We start from the raw sequence: 20,113 nt of genomic DNA, 5'->3' as shown, positions 1-20,113 counted from the left end.
GTCGCCAGAAAGGGTAAAGGTGGACGACTTTTACGCCGCCCGCAGCAGGATCATCCCGCCGCTACCGTGGCCGACTTTTGCACCGCCGTTCTCACATGGCTTTCTGGACTGGCTGCGCCGCTTTGAACCTGCCCCGAACGAGGGCCGGGGACCGCAGGTCCGGCAGGTCAGCAATGCCTATCGCCTATCCGCCCCTAAGCGCGCCCTTGCGCTTCTCGGGAGGTGGGCTGGTCGGCCAATTGCGCCCGATGATGACCAGGCAGCGCGCAAGGACCGTGCCGCCATGGAAGCAGAGCATGTCGAAACCCTCGACCTTGCTGGACTGGCAGCGTTCAAGATCGAGGACTCAGATCTCGCGAAGGCTTTGGCATTGATGGGAAAGGCCATAGATTTACGCGAGTCCGCCAAGCGGACTGAATCCCAATCTACCTCTTTTTCTTATGCTTGAAGCCAATCATGACGCCGCGCATCGGGACGCTAAAGCGCCCCTGCGGCAGTTCCGGCCCGAATATACCGGGCCGATGGGCGAACGCAGCACCCTTAAATCAAACCGCAGTTCTAGCGGCACGGTAGTAGTGGCTGTGAATGACAGCATGTTGCGGCTGGAGAGCGATACAAGACTGTTTCGCGATGTGATGCGTTTCAGTAGAAGCTTTTTTGCGGCTTTCGGCCTGTGCTGCACCATTGCAGGACCGGTGTCTGCAGACAGCATTTCAGGCCGAGCAAGCGTGATCGACGGTGACACCATCGACATCAGGAGCGAACGCATCAGACTGGTGGAAGCGCTAGCCCAAATGCGACAATGGTTGCCGGGATAGTTTCTCCCGTCTGTAGCCGCGTCCGAGTATGTTAGCCTTGAACACCTCGGCAGGCGTTCGGAAGCCGAGGCACTTGCGCGGCGTGGCATTGAGGCCCGCGCAGAGCTGACGGAGCTCCTCCTGGGAAAGGGTGTTCGGATCGGTGTCGCGGCARAGCCATCGTCTGAGACGCTTGTTGGCGTTCTCGACGGCGCCTTTCTGCCACGGTGACTGCGCCTCGCAGAACCAGGTTTGGGCGCCCACCTCCGCCTGCAGATGCGGCCAATCGATGAACTCGGAACCACGGTCAAAGGTGATCGATCGGCAGGCATGCCGGGGCAGGGGCGTCAATGCTTGGGCGATCTGCGCCATGATCGGCTTGGTGCGCTTTTCGGTGTTCTTCAACGCGACCAGGAAGCGACTTGTGCGCTCGATCATGGTGGTGACATTGGCCGGCCCGTACTTCTGCCGGAACAGCACCAGGTCAGCCTCCCAGTGACCGAACTGCTTGCGATGCGCAATGATGTCCGGGCGGAACAAGATGCTGAGTTCAGGCGCAAATCTCGGTGGCGGGCGCTTGCGAAGCCGGTAGCCYCGACGGCGCCGGCGGCCAGAGGGCAGGTGGCGCCASAGCTCACCTCGACGACCGTCCTCGGAATAGATGTGCTGATAGATCGTCTCYTGGCAGACCCGGCGCGGGGCCTTCTCATAACGCATACGGCCGGCGATCTGCTCGGGGGTCCAGCCGGACCTCAGGCAGCGCTCGACTTGGTCACGGAGCCCGGGATCACGCACCAGCTTGCGCTGCCGGGTCCGTCGTCCATCCGAATAGCTTTGCGCTACGACGCACCAATAGCCGCTGAGCTTCGGGATCTCGCCGTCATGGAAGTGATTGCGCCGCAGCTCGCGGAAGATCGTCGAGCGGTGCCGGCCAAGCCTGCGCGCCATCTCGTCAGGGCTCAGCTTCATCTGCCGCCAGCGCTCGATCTTGCGGCGCTCGGAAAGGGAAAGGTGAGAGAACCGAACCTTCATTCTATGATCCTTTCATGGCTCAASCCATTGTTGAGCACAGAAAGTCGCATTTCAGGATAGCGCGTCCCCCTTCTACATTATAATAAGGTATAATCCGTCTTATGTAACGCAGTCGTTACGGATCAGGGCTGCTGCACGCAAATTGGCAGTTTAGTTCAGCGACGCGCCACTAGCAGTCCCAGAAGAACACCTACGCCTGCTGCAATCCCCAAAGCTTGGACCGGGTAGCCTCGAACAAGGTCCCTGGTTTCCTCGTAACCGAGTTCCGCATAAAAGGCTGCTTCCTGTGCGCGCTGCTCACCTGCTTTATACAGGCGTTCAGCATAGCCTTGTCCCGCCTTCTGGAGGGGAGTTATATATTCATGGCCCACCCCATAAGCCGCATTGGCAAGCGCCACCCCACGCTCAACCAGACCAGCAACACCTCCTTCGCGAGAATCTGACATATTATTGTCGGCTGCATCGACATCCTGTTTCGTTGTGACAGGCGGGGTCTGTACCATTGCATGATCCTTTTTAAGTGGGGACGCTGTCCCGAATATAATTAAATCCCCAGTGAGGGTCTGGTTCCGTGTGTGGCCAAAACACCGGATTAGAGCTTAGTAGGGTCTTCAAGGGGAAAAGGTGTGAGTAATGAGTTGCAGAGCGAGGCTGGCGGCATGTTTGCACAGGAACATTTGTAGAAGCGTACTGTTGTAATATCTTCAAGCTGCGGAGACAGATGATGAACAAACCTGATCTTGCCGGAAGGCATATTCTCGTGGTGGAGGATGAATTCATTCTCAGCCTTGATATCTGCACGCAGATAGAAGCCTTCGGGGGCGTGGTCATCGGCCCTGCTGCAACTCTGGAGGATGGATACGCGCTTCTCCAGGCGGTGCCGCAACCAGACGGAGGCATCCTTAACATCAGGATTGGTAGAGAGATGGTCTACCCATTGGCCGATGAGCTGCTGGCAGCAGGCATCCCTATCATCTTCGCAAGCAGTGAGAGTAAGGCCAGCATCCCTGACGAATATGCACTTGTGCCGCTGCTGAGCAAGCCCATCAACATGATGCACGTGGCCGAGGAGCTGTTCCCTGCGTCCTAAAGGTCGCGGGGGGACCAGATATACGAAGAGGGCCGCTCCAGCGCGGCCCTCTTGTTTTATGGTCTCAGTGGTGAGGTGAGAGCTAAGCCTCGGCCATCAGCAGCATCACTTCCGGCTGCGATCCAGATCATCGCGTTCCAGGGCCGTACGCTCGTCGTCCACCTCGACCTCGGTGTGGCGTACCGTGTCGGATACCGTTTCCTGACGGGTATCACTGGTTTTGCGCAGCCCGATTTCCTCAACGACGCGGGCTTCTTTCGAAACGACGGCTTCCTCCCGGTGCTCTTCTGCCTCAAACGAGCGCTCTTGGTAGTCCTCATCCACCTTGGCGGGACGATCGACCGGGGTCCGTACCAGCTCGACATGCTCATCTCGCAGCTCGACCATCTCGCTGACCGGTGTCTCCACCGTATAGGCGCGGACACGGACGCGGCCGTGGCTGGTGTCGCGTTTGCCGACACGCAACCTCTCCTCGACGACCGGGATCGTCTCGTCCGCGGATGCCGCGGAATGGTCGGTGGTGGTGGGATGTCCGGTTGCATACGTGCTGGCCTCGTAGCCGCCCCAACCTTCGCTGCGCCAGCTAGCCTCGCGCTCGTCAAGGTTCACGGTGCCTTCGTCATCCAGAATGTCGAGAACCGTCTCATACTCCGTGTTGGTGACACCCGATACAGTCAGAAGCTGGCCGCCACGCGACAGGCCCTCGGCATAGCTGTAGCGGTCTTCCTCAGGCATCAGGAGATCGCCAAGGCTATCCCAGAAGCCTTTGCCCTGATCGGTCTGGGCGGGTGTGGTGTCCATGCTGCCGGCGTCCATACGGATTCGGCTCATGTCCACCCCAGCCTCAAGAAGCCGATCAACGGTGCGTTGTGCGTCATCCTGGCTGTCGAAGAGTGCGGAGACGGATGTCTGGCCCGTGGTGCTGTCATAGGTCATTGGAATGATCCTTCCATTTCAGGATCAGAGAACAGGTTCGAACACTGGATGTTCCCCTCATCACCTGACAACCGGCGGAATTTGGCTTGATTCGAAATAGACTTCGGTGTGCCCGTAATTCGATAGGGAATATGCATTTTCAGCAAAGCCTCCGGTTCGGCTTTATCCTCATGTATCGTAGTACGCGCCGAGCATAACGGATTGCCAAGCAGCATGGATAACCGTCACGCAACCGGTCAATTCTTGAGATAGGCGTGATGGTAAGCCAGGGCGATCAGGGCGCCGCCGGCAAGATTGCCAAGAGTGACGGCGACAAGGTTCGAGGCGATGCCGATGACGGTGATTTGGGTGGCGGCGCCGGTAGCAAATTGGATAAGCCAAGCATAGGGCAGAAGGAACATGTTGGCCACAGAATGCTCGAAACCGGCAGCAACGAATGCCGCGATGAGCAGGATTACCGCGGCCAGTTTTTGGGTCACTGTTTGTCCGCCATAGGCCATCCATACGGCAGTGCAGACCAGCATATTCGCCAGCACCCCACTGGCAATGAGCGCGGTAAAGCCCTTGGTGGTCTTTTCGGCACCCAGTTCAAGTGCCGCCTGCGCAATGGCACCTTCGCCAGCCTCATGGAAGCCTGAGGCAAGCGTCAGGAGCACCAAAAGAACGGAACCTAAAAAGTTGGCCGCATAGACAACGGCGAGTGCGGCAGCAGCTTTGCCCGCATCAAGTCTCCCGGCGGCGACCGAGCCGAGCATCAGTGTATTGCCGGTGAACAGTTCGGCTCCCGCCACAACCACCAGGACAAGGCCGAGGGCAAAAACGAGGCCTGCAAGCGTCTGTCCAATGCCGTACGGTATGGCCTTAGCGCCGGCGAGGCCGATGAGGGCAAATATCCCGCCAAAGCCGATATAGATGCCAGCCAGAAGGCCAAGAATAATTCGCGAAGCATTGTTTAGAGCAGCCTTGTCTTCCAACGCCTCTCGTACGGTTTTGGCAAGGTAGGGCGGTTCGGGCAAGGTAAGGGCGTCGGGCATAGGGCTCCTCGGGTACTGGGTAAAAAACAAGAGCCCGAAGCTTCGTCTTGTTCCGGAATAGCCGCAAAAGCTCGTCCTTTTAGCCCCTAGGCAAACTGTAACCATACCGTAGCAGCGCCACGAGTTCTGCCGCATGGAAGCACCATGATACTGAGTGATCGGATCACTCTCGCATATGCGTTATCAATTGCTCCTAGCGCTCGTTGCGTCCGTCATCGGTCGCACCCACTGCGCGTTATGGAAAATTTTAGCAAATAGACTGGTACGGCTGCACCTCGATGCCAAGTCAGCATAGGCCATTCGGAAGTTTGATCCGAACGTTACCTTGGCCGCAATCCACGACAGTTCAGATCGCTGGAAACTCCACAAGACCCGGCAGGGGAGCAGTAAAGACTAACTTATATTGCCCTCCTGAAATCGGAACGAACCGTGGACGACAAGGTTGTCGATCATCACGGAGGGATGTGATGACGTCTGACCACGACCACGACCAGGACCACGACCAAGCCGAGCAGACCGTCCCGCTCATGGAAGAGCAACTGACGGTCACAAAGCGGAAGAGGGTGACAGACCGGGTCAGGGTCTCGACAGTCACCGAGACAGTGGACAGCCTTGTGCCCGTCGATTTCTCTGACGTCGAGATAGATGTGGTCCGGGTCCCCATCGAGCGAGATATCGACGTCGTCCCTGATATCGTGACCGAAGGGGATCTGACCATTATTCCCGTGGTCGAGGAGCGGATCGTCATCACGCGACAGCTCGTGCTGCGCGAGGAGATTCATGTCCGCCGCACCGAACGCCGGGAAACCTCCGACATTCCGGTCACCATCCGGCGTCAGCGCGCCGTGATCGACCATCTCGGCCCTCAGACTGAGGGTCAAATCATCAGCAAAGAGGAAACTCACGATGACCTATGACAATGACGCTGGTACCTCCAGCGGAAGCATGTCCGTCTCCGCCATGTTCGATACGAACGCCGATGCCCAGAACGCCGTATCGCGGCTTGAAGCGCTTGGGATATCGCGCACGCAGATCAGAACAGTGGAGGGTGCCGCTCAATCCACTGAACAACGAACCTCGTCGACCGAAGACAAGGGGTTCTGGGATAGCCTTGGTGATTTCTTCTTTCCCGACGAAGACCGCTACACCTATGCCGAGGGGCTGTCGCGGGGTGGGGTTCTTGTTACCGTGACGGGCCTGACGGCCGCCCACTACGATCAGGTTCTCGACATCCTGGACGACGAGGGCACTGTCGATTTGGCCGAGCGCGAGGAGAGCTGGCGGTCGGAAGGCTGGGGCGGCTATGAGGTCAGCCCCTATGCGACCGAAGCCAGGACCGTGGGTTCGTCTGTCGGTAATGATGGCAGCTATGCCGATACCTCCGCTCAAGCGGACGGAGAGAGCATTCCGATCGTCGAGGAGCGGCTGCGCGTCGGCAAGCGAGACACCAGTCATGGTCGCGTTCGCGTTCGGGCCTATACTGTCGAGGAACCTGTGAGTGAGACGGTGAACTTGCGTGAGGATCGCGTCGCGTTGGAACGGCGCCCGGTTGATCGGGCCGTCACCGATGCCGACACCGCTTTCCAGGACCGGACAGTCGAAGCCGAGGAGTATGTTGAGGAGGCGGTCGTCTCAAAAGAGGCGCGTGTCGTCGAGGAAGTAAGCCTGCGTAAAACCAGCGATACGCGTCAGGAAACGGTAACCGACAGCGTACGACACACGGAAGTCGAAATCGACGACGAACGGTCCGATCCTTCCCGCCCCATCCGCTGAACTCAAAGCTACTGATGAATTGGTAAGGGCCGCATCATTACTGATGCGGCCCTTATTTTGAATATGAAGACTAGTCACCCATGCGCAGACCATTATAACCCGAGAAATTTATGAGAGCATACCTGCCTCAAAACCCGCTACGGAAATTTGGCCAGTTCATCGCTTTCCATCGGTTGCTGGTCATTGCATTGACGTGCTGGACAGCTTTTGCATGTATCGCAATTTCGATGGTCACGGGCTACACGGCCCGCGTGGATGCCTGGAGCCTGTTGGCGTTTCGTGACGCTTCAGAACTGACACTATCCGGGCCGGCATGGTTGAGTGTGGCAATTCGTGATATGACCGCCTTGGGCGGATTTCCGGTTCGCAATCTTTTAGCCATCATGGCGATGGCGATCTTGCTGACGCTTCGGCGTCAGCCTCAGGTGTTGGTGGTTCTGACAGCGATCGTCAGTGGAATGCTTCTGGAATATTGGCTAAAGGAATGCTTTGGCCGTCCACGACCTGCCATTGTGCCGCATCTCATGTCCATAAATGGTAATAGCTTCCCGAGTGGCCACGTCTTCAACGGCAGCGTAGTCTATATCAGCATCGCGCTGGCGTTTGCGGGCATGTCATGGAAAACGACCACACGCTTGATGATCATGGGCACTGCGATTGCAACTTGCATGATGATAGGCCTGACCCGCGTCGCTTTGGGTGTTCATTACCTCACGGATGCTGTCGCCGGACTGGTGGGCGGCGCTGGATGGGCGTTGCTGGTTTATGCGCTCTTAAGTTCGAGCCCCAGCAACCCACCCGCAAGCCCCTGAGCCTAAATGAGGCTCCTACGGAGCCTGAATGTCAGCAATGACATTATTCAAACCTATAAAATCGTCTTATTGCTAAGGTTATCAAGCTCGGGCGCATCTTGTACGCTTACGGGTTCAACGCCGCCCCTAAGTCAAACTCCTTACAAGGACGAGGATTTAGCAAGTGACAGGTTCACAGCGCTTTCGCGTCTATCCCGGCCAGTTTCGACGTCAAAATTGATCTTTTGGCCATCAGTCAATGTCCCAAGTCCTGCGCGTTCAACGGCGGAGATATGAACGAAAACATCCTTGCTGCCATTATCAGGCGCAATAAAACCAAAGCCTTTCGCCTCATTGTACCATTTTACCGTACCGATTGCCATTTTTCCTCCTGTCAGGTTGTGATGCAAAGCTTGGCTTTCGAGCAAAGCGTGTCCTCTGTAGATTGTCGAGCTTCAAAAGCAGAGTAACGCTATGATCTTTGCGACCCCTGATCTGCTTAATCAATGTTTTTCAAATGGATCAGCATATGAAAAAAATGCACCGGACAGCATCCATAATTGGCGGCCAGAGGACCTCAGCAGGCTCTGCTCATCCTGTGCATTTCTGCCACCACGCGCTGTTCGTCATAAGGTTTGCCAAAGAACACACAATCGACGGGCAGTTTCATCAACCCCATTCCAGGCTTTCCGGACGTTACGATAATGTGGATAGGCGGCCAACGCTCCCGGATGAGCGCAGCCAGCTTCAGGCCGTCCACGCCACGCGGCATATCGACATCGGTGAAGACGGTGCGGATATCGGGGCAGGCTTCTAGGATCCTGATCGCATCGGTGGCGTCGGTCGCCTCGACAGCCTCAAATCCAGCAGTCTCGACCATATCGAGCGCAGCCATGCCCAGAATGGGCTCGTCTTCAACGACGAGCACAATCTGGCGTTTCAAAGGAGCATACTGGGCCATCAAGTCTTTCCGCGTCAGGGCTGCTGCATTTGAGACAGCGGTGCTTGCATGAAAGCTGTCAGCCCCGACGGATCGTAACGAAGCTCCACGTCACCGGTTCCGATCAACCCCATACTGATCAGTCTTGACCCGAAGCCTTTGGATGATGGCCGCAATGCCGGAGGGCCGCCCGTTTCCGTCCAGACCATGCTGAGCATGTCTTCGTCCGCTCCCGGCTCGATGGTCCAGGTGATCGATACCTGTCCGTCCGGCACGGACAAGGCGCCGTACTTGATGGCATTGGTTGCCATTTCGTGCAGCAACAGGGAAAGCGATAAGGTGGCCCTCGGTCCAATCTTCAGATTTGGGCCCTGCAGATGGATGCTCCCTGCCTGATCGAATGTTGAGAGCGTCGATCTGGCTACATCCGCGAGGTCGGCGGACACCCATCGGGTTTTGAGAAGGGCGTCATGTGTGCGCGACAGCGCGCCGATGCGCCTGGTCAGTGCCGTCACGGCATCTCTCTCCGGGACCTACCGGAGAGTTTGACTGGTGATCGCCTGAACGATTGCCAGGGTGTTCCTCATGCGATGGCTGAGTTCCTCATTAAGGATATGTTGTTCATGTTCGGCCAGTACTCGCGCAATGGCCGCATGTGCCCTATCTCCGACCTGCCGGACGAGATGGATTTCCTCTGATGTCCAGTCCCGCGCGTGAGCGTTCAGGATGAAGATGACCGTATCAAGGACACCGCGCACCATGATCGGCAGGTTCAGAAGAGCCCTGGCGTGAATCGTTTCCAGACGATCGGCCTCGCTGGCGGTTCTCGGGTCATTCTGGACATCGGAAATGACCACGGTCTCGCCGCGCTTCAGATCCTCAATATGGGATCCAAACGATCTGAAATTATGAGAGCCAACGACGCTGGCACCGTGGGCATCGTACCAGTCGACCCCGACATCAATCTTCTCCTTGTCCAGATCAACCTTACCGAAGCCAATGCAATTTCCGCCGATGGCCTTGGCCAGGCATGCCATTGCAGCCTTGGCAATCTCATCGGCATCGTTCAGGTCGCGTAGAGTCTCCCCAAGGTCGGCAAGGGCAGCAACCCGCCTTGTCTGGAGGACATGCTCCGTCACGTCCGAGCCTTCCAGAAAGAGGCTGGTCACCGCCCCCTGTTCGTCCCGGGTCGGCTGACAGACAAAATCAACAAAGCGATCCTCCGGTGGGGCATCGGGATCGCTCTAGACTGCGTAATGGGCCCCTCTCTGTACAAACGGTGCCCCCGAACGGCTGGCTTCATCCAGCATCCGTCCATAACCCTGCCGTGCAGCGTCCGGCAGGGCTTCGGCAAAGCACTTTCCGATGAGCTGCCGGCTCCCGACCAACCGGCAATAAGCGGGATTCACCAGGTCGAAAACATGATCCGGACCTTTTAAGGTGGCCATGAAGCTTGGCGCCTGATCGAACATAGTGGCCAACTCCATTCGCTCGTGCTCCGAGTGCCGTCGATGTCTTTCCGCCTGATCAAGCAGGATGTCGCGATCAGCAATGATGCGTCGCATTTCCAAAAGGCTCATCACCTGCCGGGCAAGGGCTTTCAGGTCATCCGCCTGATCATCGGTCAGCCCCGCGGGCCGGGCGACATGGTCGATGACGCAGATCGTGCCGAGCGTCAGCCCCTCCGAAGTGATCAGCGGCGTTCCGGCATAAAAGCGTAAATGCGGCTCCTCCAGGACCAACAAATTTGAACAGGTGCGGGGGTCCAGGGTCAGATCAGGGATGATCAGAAGGCCGTGTTGCCCGATGACATGCTTGCAGATGGACTGGCCGATCAGCGTTTCGCTGAAATCGAAGCCTACGCTGGCCTTGAACCATTGCCGCTCGCTCTCGATCAGGCTGATCACTGCAACGGGCGTATGGCAGAGCCGTTTGGCGAGACGGACGATGTCGTCGAAACCGACTTCAGGCGTCGTGTCCAGATGGTCTCGCGCACGGAGTGCATCAAGGCGTGCACTCTCATCTGTCACGTCGACCGAGTCTGTGACCCATTGCTTGCGAGACAAGGCATCTATCCATCCAAGAGTAATCGTACCCCCGCGTTAGCGGATATATCGGGCTTTGTCAGCGAACTATGGGTTCGCTTAATTAAAAGCAGTCCACCTCAATTTCCTCACTAAACAGGCATTCCGGAAACACCGAGCTGTATTTCAATAACAGGTCTAGGACAAAACGTGCAGTGTAATCTGCCCGGAAATGCCGATACCAGTCTTCGCAGAAGCTAGGAAATACTCGCCAGCCGTTAAGGTAATAGGTTCATCACCGGCGTCAACCAAAACTGTGGGAAGGCCCTGAAACGACTTGAGACCTGTATTCAGCCCAAAAAAGGTAAGTATATAAGTTACCCCTACCCCACGCTCCAATCGCCCTTCAAGCGGGCCGTGGTCGCCAATGTTGAATATGACGGCATTCATCATTTATTCCATCTCATACAAAAACAAAAAATTTGCCCACCTATTCTTGGCCTATGCATTTACCATAAGTTGCGCTCCACATCCATATATCATCTAAAGATAGAAAAATTTCATCTAACTGCTGGTAAATTACACATTTATTGTACGGCAATACTTACTGATATCTGGCATTATACTCAAGCCTTCATACATATGACGATAACACCTGCAATTGTGGGTGATATAATTTTCAATTTTGCACTTTTAAATATGGGAGATATTCTTGTCAAACGACCCCCAAGACCATCTTGCCGTTGTTACAGGGGCAAGTGCCGGCTTGGGTCGGGCACTGTCCTATAGGCTCACAAAAAACGGCGTTCGTGTTGTTGGTCTGGCGCGGAACGCTGCGGAGCTAGACATTACCGCTGAAAGATGCGGGAATGATATGTTCTTTCCGATGGTATGCGATGTCGCTGACAGCGAGAATGTGCAAAAAGTAGCTGATGAGATAAAGGAAAAAATAGGGCATGTTAGCATATTGATTAATAATGCCGCTGTTTTGGACGATTATGATTTTCTCTCATCCGACGCCCGGGTCATCAATAGCCAAATAATGACCAATCTATTGGGCCAGATAAACTGCGCCAAGGCGTTCTTGCCACATATGTTTGCGCAAGACAAAGGCAGAATAGTGAATGTGGGGAGTTTTGCGGGAGAGAACCCCGTAAATGGCAATCTCGGTTATTCAGTCTCAAAAGCAGGTACACGCTGCTTTTCATTAGCCTTGGCACGTGAACTCGAAATAAAGCTCCCCACCGTCATTGTGTCTGAGTGGATCCCTGGCATTCTAAGCACAAGATGCGGTCGTCCGGATGGAATTGACCCTGATTTGGCAGCGCAGTGGGGTGTCAAACTTGCCCTTGATAGAAGGGTGGATATTCATGGAAAGACATATTTGAAGGATAAGGAAGTTGCCGGATCAATAAGCGCCAGGAAAAAAGTTTCAGACGCGGTTCTGATATCTGTAGAACTCTTTCGAAAGCTTTAAGTTTTCTAGTGTTACCTTGAATGTAACCTATAATGGAAATTTTACCCTGCTCGTAAAGATCTGTTTCAAAACTATAGGGAGGTTACGGCTATGAGACTGACGACAGTTACTGCATCATGTTTAGCGCTCGGAGTTCTCGTATCATGTGGCACCTCTGCTGAACGGTGCGAAGGGCATGTTGCTGCAGAACAACGGAATGTCGCGCGTCTTCTGCAGGAAGTAGAAGCGAATATTGCACGTGGATATGCCTATGAAACCAAACCCGTAGAGACAGCTGGGTTCCGCTTTTGCGCAGGCGGTTTTAGTCGTAGTAGTGAAAGGCTGGGTATAGGCTATGCAAGTTGTTATGGGGATAATCAAACGATCCGTCAACGTGTGGCCATTGATCCGACGACCGAACTGCGCAAACGCGATGCGCTCCGCAGTCGACTTGAAGCGCTTTCTGGGGACAGAGCACCGCAATGCACTCGATATCGATAATCAATCTCCCTTTACTTATGCAGGTTGATGCTGGCCGCCCTATTCCGCGGTTTGCGACGCGTGAAATTTTATTTTAATACGGATGCAATAAAGCATCAGAAGATGTTTACCGCGCAGGCTGGTCTAATTAAAAAATATTATACTATACTTCATTTTCCTGAGAGCTTACGCGCAGTTCCATGTGATCTATATTGCTTTATGGCAGTGTTTCCTTATGGCCTGATGGCGTTCTGCCGGCGCTTGAAGATGCGATAAGCGGTGCGTCTGGACAGCGAAATGATCTGTGAAATCAACAAAGCGGCAAGCAATGGTTTCCCTGCTGGCGATGTCTTCTGCCTCGAACTCGCTACCATCATTGGCAAGGATGAACTTGGCCTTGGCGCGGGCTGTCAGAGGGCTGACCCTAAGAGCGGCTAGCGCTTCGACGACAGCGCCAGGCGCGCAGGCCGCCAGGTGGACGTTATCTGTCTGGAGAACACCGCCCCACCGGCCCGTGAAATCCGACTTGCTGGTCCCGTCCGCGGCGAAGCCGCTTGATCGTCGTATCCTTGTTCCCAAAGGCGGTCAGGAAGGCATAAGTAAATTCGGCGGGGTCGAAGGGCTGCTCTGCCAGATGGCAGATGGCCTGTTTAACCTCGACGGCGTTCATTTAGCATTCCAAGGGTTGATCAAATCTATGCCACAGCCCTCGAAGTCGGGCGTGTTCCGGGTGGCAACAGGTGCGCCGTGGGCATGCGCTATTGCGGCGATCTGGCAGTCGGCCTGCATGATCGGACGACCAGCGGCACGCCGTGCCGCTGCGATGATTGCATAGGATTGCGCAGCGGCACTGTCGAAGGGCAAAATGCGGCCCGCCATATCCTCACGAAGGATATGATCAACAGCATCTGCGAGTGCCGTGCGGCGTTTCCCCGAAGGCATGATCGCCACCCCATGACGAAGCTCAGCTTCGGAAATTGCTGTTAGGTAAATGTTTTGGCCGTCTTGCCTGGAAAGCCACTGTTCAACGCGAGGCTCAGGCTCAGGGCGCAGCAGCTCTGAGACCACGTTCGTATCGACGATGATCATGCTCACGCCTGATCAAACGCTGGCGGGTCTCTCATAGGCTCGCGCGGCGGTAGGTCCAAGGTGGCACCTCCAAGAGGCGCTACACGGGCTCGGATAGCTGCGGCGAGATTATGAGCAGGCTTCGCTTCCCCCACGACTTCGCGGAGGATTTCGCGGGCCTCCTCTTCCATGGAGCGACCATGCTCAGCTGCCCGGATGCGAAGCCGCCGCTTGACGTCATCATGAAGGTTTCTGATTGTAATGCTAGCCATGGTACCTCCGCTCGCATGTCATCATCGCATGCAACGCTATCACAATCAACAACAGTGGTTCTGCTCTCACTGCTGTGACCTCCACCGCTTTGTGGCGAGGTTTTTCCGGGGCTATGTGGCACCGATAACGAGGGTGGCGCGGGCTGCGTGGACGACGTCGTCGGTGATGGTGCCAAGGTCGTTAATCTTCATAATGCGTCCGATCTGGACGAAGAGGCGCTGGAGCAGGCGAAAGTTGCCTCCTGTGATGCGCGCAATGGAGGCGATGGCCTGAGCGTCGGTGAAGTCAGCCTCGTCGAGATCGAGGCCGAGCCGGCGCCAGTGGCGGTTGAGCACGAAACTGAGTTCGTCGCCAGTGAGCGGGCGGTAATGGTGGGCGAAGCCCACGCGGCTGTAGAGCTGGGGGTAGCGCGCGAGGCGCCTCTCCATGCCCGGCATGCCGATCAGGATCACACCCCGGCTGGTGCGGTCGAGGATATCGCGCACGAGCTCGAGCGCCGCAGTCTGCATCCGCTCGGCTTCGTCGATAATGATCAGCTCGACCAAGCGGTTATGGTCGCGGCGAAGGACTGTGCCGCCCTCACGCTTAATCTGCGCCTCGATGCAGGCGCTGATCAGGACAAGGCTCTCGCCCATGGTGTCGCGCAGATCGCGCAGCGTGCCGGTGATGGTCGGGGTATGGAACACCGTGCGTGCGCGAGCGAGCTTTTCCTCGAGGGCTGTGCAGGCGTCCACGCTCAGGCCCCGCCCCTCGATCATCGGCTCGGCCTCGTTCCAGTGGGCGTAGCGGCGCGCGGACAGGGTCTTGCCCACGCCTGCGGACCCAAAGCACAGACCGATGGTGCGGTGCCGGCGCACGGCGGTGGCGAACTCGACGAAGCGGCGGTGCTCCTTGGTGGCGATGAAGGCGCTCGCGCGCTCGACCTCCGTCAGGCTGGCCATCAGTCGTCCTCCTCGTAAAGGCGCAGCCTGGTGCGAGCGCGCGAAGGCGGCTCCGGCGGAGCCGCGGTCTGGGCGGGGCCACCAGAGATGGGCAGGAAATTGGCCACGCGCGCGATCCGCTCGCCGATGCCGGCCCGCAGGGCCAGGCGGTGCGCGCGCCGCGCCGCCTCGATGTCCTTGAGCGTGACCGCCTCGCCGGCGTGCTCCTCGCTGATGGCGCGGCAGACAAAGCGGTCTCGGTGGAACACCCTGATCTCCGACAGGTCGCGCGGGTCGAAGCGGACCGTGACCGCCTCGCCGACGAAGCCGGCAAGGGTCGGGCTTGCGTAGCGCAGGCCCTCGAAGCGGATGCCGTCGCGCTGCACGATCCTGGGCTTGGCATGCTGGACCAGGAGCAGGTCAAGCTCCTCCAGGCTATCGGGCAGGCGCGGCAGGAAGGCGCCCGCGGCCCAGGTCTCGCGCGGAGCCGCGCCGGTCCCCGAGTGAGGGCGCAGGTTGTAGGTGCCAACCACAAAGGCGCCGATCGCGCGGTCGAGCTCGGCCAGCGACAGCCGCGGCGGGCTGGCCGGCCGACCCGCGACAAGGTGCCCGGGCAGCTCAGGCAGGAGCTCTGTCGTGATGGTGCCGAAGAGGCGCTCGATTTTGCCCCGGCCTTGAGGGCGAGCCACTGCCGAGTGGATCAGCCGAATACGCAGATCGGCCGCGACCTGCTGCAGATGGTCACTGGTAAAGTCAGAGCCATGATCGACGTAGAGGGCGTCGGGGATGCCGCAGACTGTCCAAGCAGCGTCCGCCTTGCGCCAGATCGCCTGCCGCAGCGCGAGCGAGGTGTTGAGCGCCGAGGGCGCGTCCAGGAACACCATGTAGCCCGTCACCGCCCGCAAGTGATCGTCGATGACCGTCGTGAGCCACGGTCGCACGGGCTTACCCTTCTGGTCCAGGATTAGAACCGTCCAGAAGCGTGTGATCGGCCTGCCAGAGAGCGTTCGGCGCCTCCGCCCGGTGGCGGTGGATCAGCTCGAAGCGATCACGGAAGGCGGCTGGCCCGTCCTGCGCCAGTGTGACCATCGCCGGGTCGAGGGTGGCGAGGATCGCATGCACGGCAGCGTAGGACGGAGCGGGCCAGCCCTCGGCTCGCGCGGCTTCGATCACCCGCCGGTGGATGGCGGCGGCGGACCGGCGCGGCCGCTGGAGCCCAAAGCCCTCGATCAGGGCGACGAGCTTGGGCGGCAGCCGGCGCCGGCCAGCGTCGCTGCGAACGAGCCGGGCCAAGCCCTGCACCCCGCACTTGCGGTAGCGCGCCAGCCAGTGCTGCGCGGTCCGGAGCGGGACGCCCGCCTCCGCCGCGGCCTTCACGAGAGGCACTTCCTCTTCAAGGGTGGGCTGGAGCACAGCCAGGCGGGCCATGGCCTCGCGGCGCCGGTCCTCGGGGAGAGCCGCAAAGAGAGCTTCGGTCGACTTTGACGTGTCCCGTCTCATGGGGGCTCCCTGCCAACTCAGCCCGCAGCCCTCGACGCGTCCGAAAGGGGATCGTTGAGAGGACGGCCAGCTTGGCTCTGAACAGGTCCCTTGAAGGCTAGCAAATGCTGGCGGAACAAAATCTCAGATGAATGGTCCGATATTTTTTGCAATGAAGGGGCGGCTACTGTTACAGATTAGGGTCAGGACTTCGGTAACGGGGTCGTCTCAGTCAAGCCATTTCACGCATGCGCCGTCGTCCGCGAATTGGCGGTTTCAGGTTTGTTATGATCGTCGCACGTCTGGCACAGCCAACTTCGTCTGAGGTCACCTGGGTGCATGCTTCGGTCCGTGGTCGGCGCGCAGGCCGCCAACATGATGCTGGTTCAATGCAGGTCCGATGTGCCCATCTCATTGGCGTGCTCGATGTGGTTCGGCAACAGTCCTGACCACGACATCATCGGAACCGCGTCCCATGGGGACCTCGAAGGCCTGCGGTCAGGCAGGCGACGGTGAAGCGCTTGACCGATCAGGCTGCTTGCGGAACCTCAATCTCGGATCGGAAGGTTGTGCCGTCAGTCCATATCCGGTGCAGGATCACGCTGATGCGCCGGGCAAGGGCGACCATGGCCCGTTTTGCGCCACGACGGCGCGCGACCTGCACTGCCCATGTTCTCAGCCACGTCGAGCGACCACGATGCATCATGACCGTCGCCGCCTGGCACAGCGCACGCCGCAGGTTGACGTCCCCTGCTTTGGTGATCCCGCCGGAGATGTCGCGTTCGCCTGACTGGTTGCGTGAAGGCGTGAGGCCGACCCATGGCCCGACCTTCTTCGACGACGTGAACCGCGAGGGGTCATCAACTGCGGAACGGTAGGTCAGCGCCACGACCGCGCCCACGCCCGGCATCGACATCAGACGGCGACAGACAGGGTCGTCTTGCGCCAACTGACGGACCCGGCGTTCCAATCCTGCAAGCTCCTGTCGAAGGGATGCCCGCGCTCGCAGCATCGGCTCGGTCGCGGCGAACAGCATCGGGTTGTCTACCGTCAGCTCTCGGATGCGGTGCTCGAACCTGCCGCGGGAGATCGCGCCGACCTTCAGCCCGAAGTTCCGCAGCAGTCCACGCAATGACAGCTCCAGAGTGATAAAGCCCTGCTGCACGGCTTTGCGGGCACTGAGCAGAGCCCGCACTTCCTGCGCCGAGACGGATTTGCAATGGACGGGCCGGAACCAGCCGAGATGAAGCAGGCGCGCAATGCCCTCGGCATCCCGTCGGTCCGTCTTGATCGGCATCGCCTTCAGGGCACCCTTCACCTGCCGGGTCTCCATCAGCACCACACTCAGGCCCGCCTCGGTCATGCCACGATGCAGCCATTGCGACAGGGGGCCGGCTTCGAGACCGACGACCGCGATGGTGCCCTCCAAGTCCCCAATCCAGCGCGCCAGCGCCTCCGGCTCGCTGGCCGCCTGCGCCTCCCTCACGATCTTCCCATGCTCGCTGATGACGCAGATCGCGGTCTTCTCCAGCGACACGTCCAGTCCGACAAACAGCTTCATTCCGCAGTCCTCCAGATGGATCCAATACGGGAATGGCGCCAGATTGCCCTCGGTTTGACAACGGTAACGGGCAGGTCGCAGCGCAGGCCCCGTTACGGCATCTCGTTCTTGATCACAGCCAGAACAGAACGGTTGCGGCCAATGCGATTGCGGAGAGGTAGGTCTCCGGGCACCTGTCGTAACGTGTGGCGACACGTCTCCAGTCCTTCAGACGACCGAACATGATCTCGATGCGATTGCGCCTTCTGTAGCGGCGCTTGTCGTATTTCACGGTCTTCTTGCGCGACGTCCTGCCGGGGATGCAGGCTTTTATCCCTCTGTCCTGCAATGCTTTTCGAAGCCAGTCAGCGTCATAGCCCCGGTCTGCCAGAAACCAGTCGGCCTGCGGCAGGCTGTCCAGAAGCGCCGCCGCGCCGGTATAATCACTGACCTGCCCTGCCGACATGAAGAACCGGATCGGTCTGCCTTTCGCATCGGTGACGGCGTGCAGCTTTGTGTTCATGCCGCCTTTCGTTCGACCGATCTGGCGACCGCGCCCCCCTTTTTCGCACGCAGGCTACAAGCCGTGCGGTGCGCCTTCAGATACGTCGCGTCGATCATGATCGTCTTGGGATCGGTGTCCTTTGCGGCCAGGCCGACCATGATCCGTGCAAAGACCCCGTTGTCACTCCAGCGCCTCCAGCGATTGTAGAGCGTCTTTGCCGGTCCATATTCTCTTGGTGCATCGCACCATCGCAAGCCATTGCGATTGATGAAAATAATGCCGCTTAGCACCCGCAAGTCATCCACTCGCGGACGGCCATGGCTCTTGGGAAAGAACGGGCGAAGGCGCGCCATCTGCGCTTCGGTCAGCCAGAACAAGTTGCTCATCGATCAGGTCTCCTTGCGGCGGCCTGAATCACGCAAAGGGCGTAAAATCAATGGGTCTGGAGCCTAGTCTACGGGCGGTCAGCTTGTTGCGGATGCTCGCGTGGCAAGTACTCCCTAAGTTTACCGACCGCATCTCGTTCCTAATACGCGGAATCGTCAAAGTAGGCGTTACAAAGACTTCGTTTCCATCCTTATGGACAAGCGGGCGACATAATCACCTCGTAGTTTGTGGGTTCCGGCAGGCACGTAGCGTCGATGAAATCGATTGCATGCGGTTTAATAGCCCGTAGTCTTCGCCCTGGGAGCAATGGAGATACGGAGGAAGATATGACGAATTTTTCAATGAGACGTCGCGGTTTTATGGCAACAGCGGCAGGAAGTGGGGCATTCCTGGCGACCGGCTGGATGCCCGCACTGGCACAGAGTGCCGCCGACATCGCCCCGCCAAATGCAGCGGATAACTTCGGCTTTAAGCCTGGTGGCCTGATCCCGCCGGAACGCATCGGTGTCCAGATTTTCACCGTACGAGCCTTGATGGACGAGGCCGCGTTGGGCTTGGCTGACACGTTGTCCCTGCTGGCCGAAGCGGGGATCGCACAGATCGAGATCGGAGGCCAACTCCTTGGTCAAACACCGGCAGAGTTTCGCAAGCTGGTCGAGGATCGCGGAATGCGCGTTGCCTCAAACCACTTCGGGCCGCGCACGATGGAGGGCGACAACCCGTGGTATTCCGCTGAGGGTCGCGAGCAAAACTTCGCTGTCGCCAAGGAGCTTGGCCTCGATCACTGCGGGACAGGGCATTATTACAATGTGCCGCTGACGGTCGGAGGGTTCACCGAATTCGCCGCGAACATGAACATCTGGGGCGAGCATGCGCAAGAAAACGGGCTGAAGTTCTTCTTCCACAACCATAACGCCGAATTCACCCGTTTCGACGGCAAGCCGATCTATGACATCCTGCTGGAGCAGACCGACCCCGAACTGGTGGCGTTCGAATTTGATATTGGCTGGGCTGCGGCAGCGGGCGAGGATGTGGTAGCGTGGGTGCGCCAGCATCAGGCTCGCTTTCCCTATTTTCACGTAAAAGATCTTGTCTGGGCCGAGGATGGCAACCGCGTTGGCCGGCCGGGCACCCTTACCGCTGATCGGAAGTTCGATTTCGCTGATGTGGGCAAAGGCGAAATTGATTGGACCGCTGTCTTCAGCGCACTGGACGATCCCTCGCAGCACCTGTTCTTTATCGAGCATGATGATGCCGGTCGCACGGTGCCGGAGGAAGGCTTTCCGAAGGCCGCAAACCCCGCCGGTGCTGCGAACACGATCTGGACGGGCCGCAAGCATATTGCGGGACTAGCCACGACCTAAGCGTCAACGTGGGGGTGTCATGATTTGGCACCCCCATTCACAAAGCGCAGCGGAGGCATTGCTGCCTTCGGATCGCCGTATCACCATCCGGAAAATTGGGGAGCCGGCAGGGCAAAACGAGCCCGTGGCAGCTTTAGGATTACTTGGAGGTCATCGACCGCAAGTGACCGCTTCGTCCCGCAAAGCAGACGCCACCGAACTGTGGAGACAGCCGCTTGAATAGC

Annotated in this window: 23 protein-coding genes and 2 pseudogenes; 7 read left to right on the top strand and 18 right to left on the bottom strand. The window is 58.2% G+C overall.

What is annotated here, in order from left to right:
- A pseudogene (locus SY26_RS20390) lies at positions 1-448 on the top strand (hypothetical protein); the annotation flags it as partial.
- Between the two features lie 337 nt (positions 449-785).
- Here the strand turns inward: SY26_RS20390 and SY26_RS06900 are convergent.
- Both SY26_RS06900 and SY26_RS20385 read right to left on the bottom strand, forming a co-directional pair.
- A complete protein-coding gene (locus tag SY26_RS06900; RefSeq protein ID WP_045999905.1) occupies positions 786-1,829 on the bottom strand; it encodes an IS30 family transposase in 1,044 nt (347 codons plus the stop codon).
- A 155-nt stretch (positions 1,830-1,984) separates the two neighbouring features.
- Positions 1,985-2,332: a DUF883 family protein gene (locus tag SY26_RS20385; RefSeq protein WP_084693744.1), complete on the bottom strand. Its 348-nt coding sequence runs from the start codon at positions 2,330-2,332 to the stop codon at positions 1,985-1,987.
- 218 nt (positions 2,333-2,550) lie between these two features.
- Between SY26_RS20385 and SY26_RS06890 the strand changes: the two genes are divergently transcribed.
- On the top strand, positions 2,551-2,919 hold the full coding sequence (locus SY26_RS06890; RefSeq protein ID WP_045983855.1) for a response regulator: 369 nt from the start codon (positions 2,551-2,553) through the stop codon (positions 2,917-2,919).
- 105 nt (positions 2,920-3,024) lie between these two features.
- Here SY26_RS06890 and SY26_RS06885 read toward each other — a convergent pair whose 3' ends face one another.
- Genes SY26_RS06885 through SY26_RS06880 form a run of 3 tightly spaced genes read right to left on the bottom strand, consistent with a single transcriptional unit; the run spans position 3,025 to position 4,889 of the window.
- Entirely contained in the window at positions 3,025-3,855 is an 831-nt protein-coding gene (locus tag SY26_RS06885; protein WP_045999903.1) for a YsnF/AvaK domain-containing protein, read from the bottom strand.
- Entirely contained in the window at positions 3,852-4,070 is a 219-nt protein-coding gene (locus SY26_RS21855) for a hypothetical protein (protein WP_157020439.1), read from the bottom strand. Before SY26_RS21855 ends, SY26_RS06885 begins: the two co-directional genes overlap by 4 nt.
- Positions 4,071-4,091: 21 nt before the next feature.
- Positions 4,092-4,889: a formate/nitrite transporter family protein gene (locus tag SY26_RS06880; protein ID WP_045999902.1), complete on the bottom strand. Its 798-nt coding sequence runs from the start codon at positions 4,887-4,889 to the stop codon at positions 4,092-4,094.
- Positions 4,890-5,356: 467 nt separating this feature from the next.
- Here SY26_RS06880 and SY26_RS06875 point away from each other — a divergent pair, with 467 nt between their 5' ends.
- The 3 genes from SY26_RS06875 (at position 5,357) to SY26_RS06865 (ending at position 7,474) form a co-directional block, all read left to right on the top strand.
- Positions 5,357-5,806: a YsnF/AvaK domain-containing protein gene (locus SY26_RS06875; protein WP_045999901.1), complete on the top strand. Its 450-nt coding sequence runs from the start codon at positions 5,357-5,359 to the stop codon at positions 5,804-5,806.
- Positions 5,796-6,662, top strand: a complete 867-nt coding sequence (locus SY26_RS06870) for a YsnF/AvaK domain-containing protein (protein ID WP_045999900.1) — start codon at positions 5,796-5,798, stop codon at positions 6,660-6,662. Before SY26_RS06875 ends, SY26_RS06870 begins: the two co-directional genes overlap by 11 nt.
- A 110-nt stretch (positions 6,663-6,772) precedes the next feature.
- Entirely contained in the window at positions 6,773-7,474 is a 702-nt protein-coding gene (locus tag SY26_RS06865) for a phosphatase PAP2 family protein (RefSeq protein WP_084693741.1), read from the top strand.
- Between the two features lie 140 nt (positions 7,475-7,614).
- On the opposite strand, the gene SY26_RS20380 is transcribed toward SY26_RS06865, so the two are convergent.
- The 5 genes and pseudogenes from SY26_RS20380 to SY26_RS21015 all read right to left on the bottom strand — a co-directional run bounded on the left by SY26_RS20380 (position 7,615) and on the right by SY26_RS21015 (position 10,870).
- Positions 7,615-7,836, bottom strand: coding sequence for a cold-shock protein (locus SY26_RS20380; RefSeq protein ID WP_084693740.1), 222 nt, complete (start codon positions 7,834-7,836; stop codon positions 7,615-7,617).
- Between the two features lie 194 nt (positions 7,837-8,030).
- Positions 8,031-8,414 carry a response regulator gene (locus SY26_RS06860; protein WP_045999899.1) on the bottom strand — a complete coding sequence of 128 codons (384 nt, stop codon included), beginning with the start codon at positions 8,412-8,414 and terminating at the stop codon, positions 8,031-8,033.
- Between the two features lie 14 nt (positions 8,415-8,428).
- Positions 8,429-9,532: pseudogene (locus SY26_RS21850) on the bottom strand (sensor histidine kinase).
- A 105-nt stretch (positions 9,533-9,637) separates the two neighbouring features.
- Positions 9,638-10,459 carry a GAF domain-containing protein gene (locus tag SY26_RS21565; protein WP_052715176.1) on the bottom strand — a complete coding sequence of 274 codons (822 nt, stop codon included), beginning with the start codon at positions 10,457-10,459 and terminating at the stop codon, positions 9,638-9,640.
- Positions 10,460-10,615: 156 nt separating this feature from the next.
- Positions 10,616-10,870, bottom strand: a complete 255-nt coding sequence (locus SY26_RS21015) for a hypothetical protein (RefSeq protein ID WP_157001632.1) — start codon at positions 10,868-10,870, stop codon at positions 10,616-10,618.
- A gap of 259 nt (positions 10,871-11,129) precedes the next feature.
- Here SY26_RS21015 and SY26_RS20375 point away from each other — a divergent pair, with 259 nt between their 5' ends.
- The gene (locus tag SY26_RS20375) at positions 11,130-11,894 is read left to right on the top strand and encodes an SDR family oxidoreductase (RefSeq protein ID WP_198143112.1); all 765 of its coding nucleotides are present in this window, start codon (positions 11,130-11,132) and stop codon (positions 11,892-11,894) included.
- Between the two features lie 666 nt (positions 11,895-12,560).
- On the opposite strand, the gene SY26_RS22150 is transcribed toward SY26_RS20375, so the two are convergent.
- From SY26_RS22150 to SY26_RS20355, 8 genes are all read right to left on the bottom strand, one after another.
- The gene (locus SY26_RS22150; RefSeq protein ID WP_369799421.1) at positions 12,561-12,827 is read right to left on the bottom strand and encodes a type IIL restriction-modification enzyme MmeI; all 267 of its coding nucleotides are present in this window, start codon (positions 12,825-12,827) and stop codon (positions 12,561-12,563) included.
- A gap of 7 nt (positions 12,828-12,834) precedes the next feature.
- Entirely contained in the window at positions 12,835-13,023 is a 189-nt protein-coding gene (locus SY26_RS21555; RefSeq protein ID WP_045983535.1) for a type IIL restriction-modification enzyme MmeI, read from the bottom strand.
- A complete protein-coding gene (locus SY26_RS06840) occupies positions 13,020-13,442 on the bottom strand; it encodes a type II toxin-antitoxin system VapC family toxin (protein ID WP_045983534.1) in 423 nt (140 codons plus the stop codon). The genes SY26_RS21555 and SY26_RS06840 overlap by 4 nt, the downstream gene beginning before the upstream one ends.
- Positions 13,443-13,804: 362 nt before the next feature.
- Positions 13,805-14,635: an AAA family ATPase gene (locus SY26_RS06835; protein WP_045999898.1), complete on the bottom strand. Its 831-nt coding sequence runs from the start codon at positions 14,633-14,635 to the stop codon at positions 13,805-13,807.
- Positions 14,635-15,555, bottom strand: a complete 921-nt coding sequence (locus SY26_RS06830; protein ID WP_045999897.1) for a Mu transposase C-terminal domain-containing protein — start codon at positions 15,553-15,555, stop codon at positions 14,635-14,637. The genes SY26_RS06835 and SY26_RS06830 overlap by 1 nt, the downstream gene beginning before the upstream one ends.
- Before the next feature lie 4 nt (positions 15,556-15,559).
- Positions 15,560-16,114 carry a leucine zipper domain-containing protein gene (locus SY26_RS21550; protein WP_198143110.1) on the bottom strand — a complete coding sequence of 185 codons (555 nt, stop codon included), beginning with the start codon at positions 16,112-16,114 and terminating at the stop codon, positions 15,560-15,562.
- A gap of 508 nt (positions 16,115-16,622) precedes the next feature.
- The gene (locus SY26_RS06820) at positions 16,623-17,654 is read right to left on the bottom strand and encodes an IS110 family transposase (RefSeq protein WP_045999896.1); all 1,032 of its coding nucleotides are present in this window, start codon (positions 17,652-17,654) and stop codon (positions 16,623-16,625) included.
- A 112-nt stretch (positions 17,655-17,766) separates the two neighbouring features.
- Positions 17,767-18,524, bottom strand: a protein-coding gene (locus tag SY26_RS20355) for an IS5 family transposase (RefSeq protein WP_157001717.1) whose coding sequence is annotated in 2 segments (ribosomal slippage) — positions 17,767-18,206 and positions 18,206-18,524 — 759 coding nt in all. Because the reading frame shifts where the segments join, the coding sequence is not laid out codon by codon here.
- Between the two features lie 327 nt (positions 18,525-18,851).
- Here SY26_RS20355 and SY26_RS06805 point away from each other — a divergent pair.
- Positions 18,852-19,889, top strand: coding sequence for a sugar phosphate isomerase/epimerase (locus tag SY26_RS06805; RefSeq protein ID WP_198143109.1), 1,038 nt, complete (start codon positions 18,852-18,854; stop codon positions 19,887-19,889).
- The last annotated feature ends 224 nt before the right edge of the window (positions 19,890-20,113 follow it).

The sequence above is a fragment of the Paracoccus sp. 228 genome (genome assembly GCF_000967825.1).
GTDB classification, from domain to species: Bacteria; Pseudomonadota; Alphaproteobacteria; order Rhodobacterales; family Rhodobacteraceae; genus Paracoccus; species Paracoccus marcusii.
Note: the sequence above shows the minus strand (reverse complement) of the source record. Positions and strands in the feature narration are given on the sequence as shown.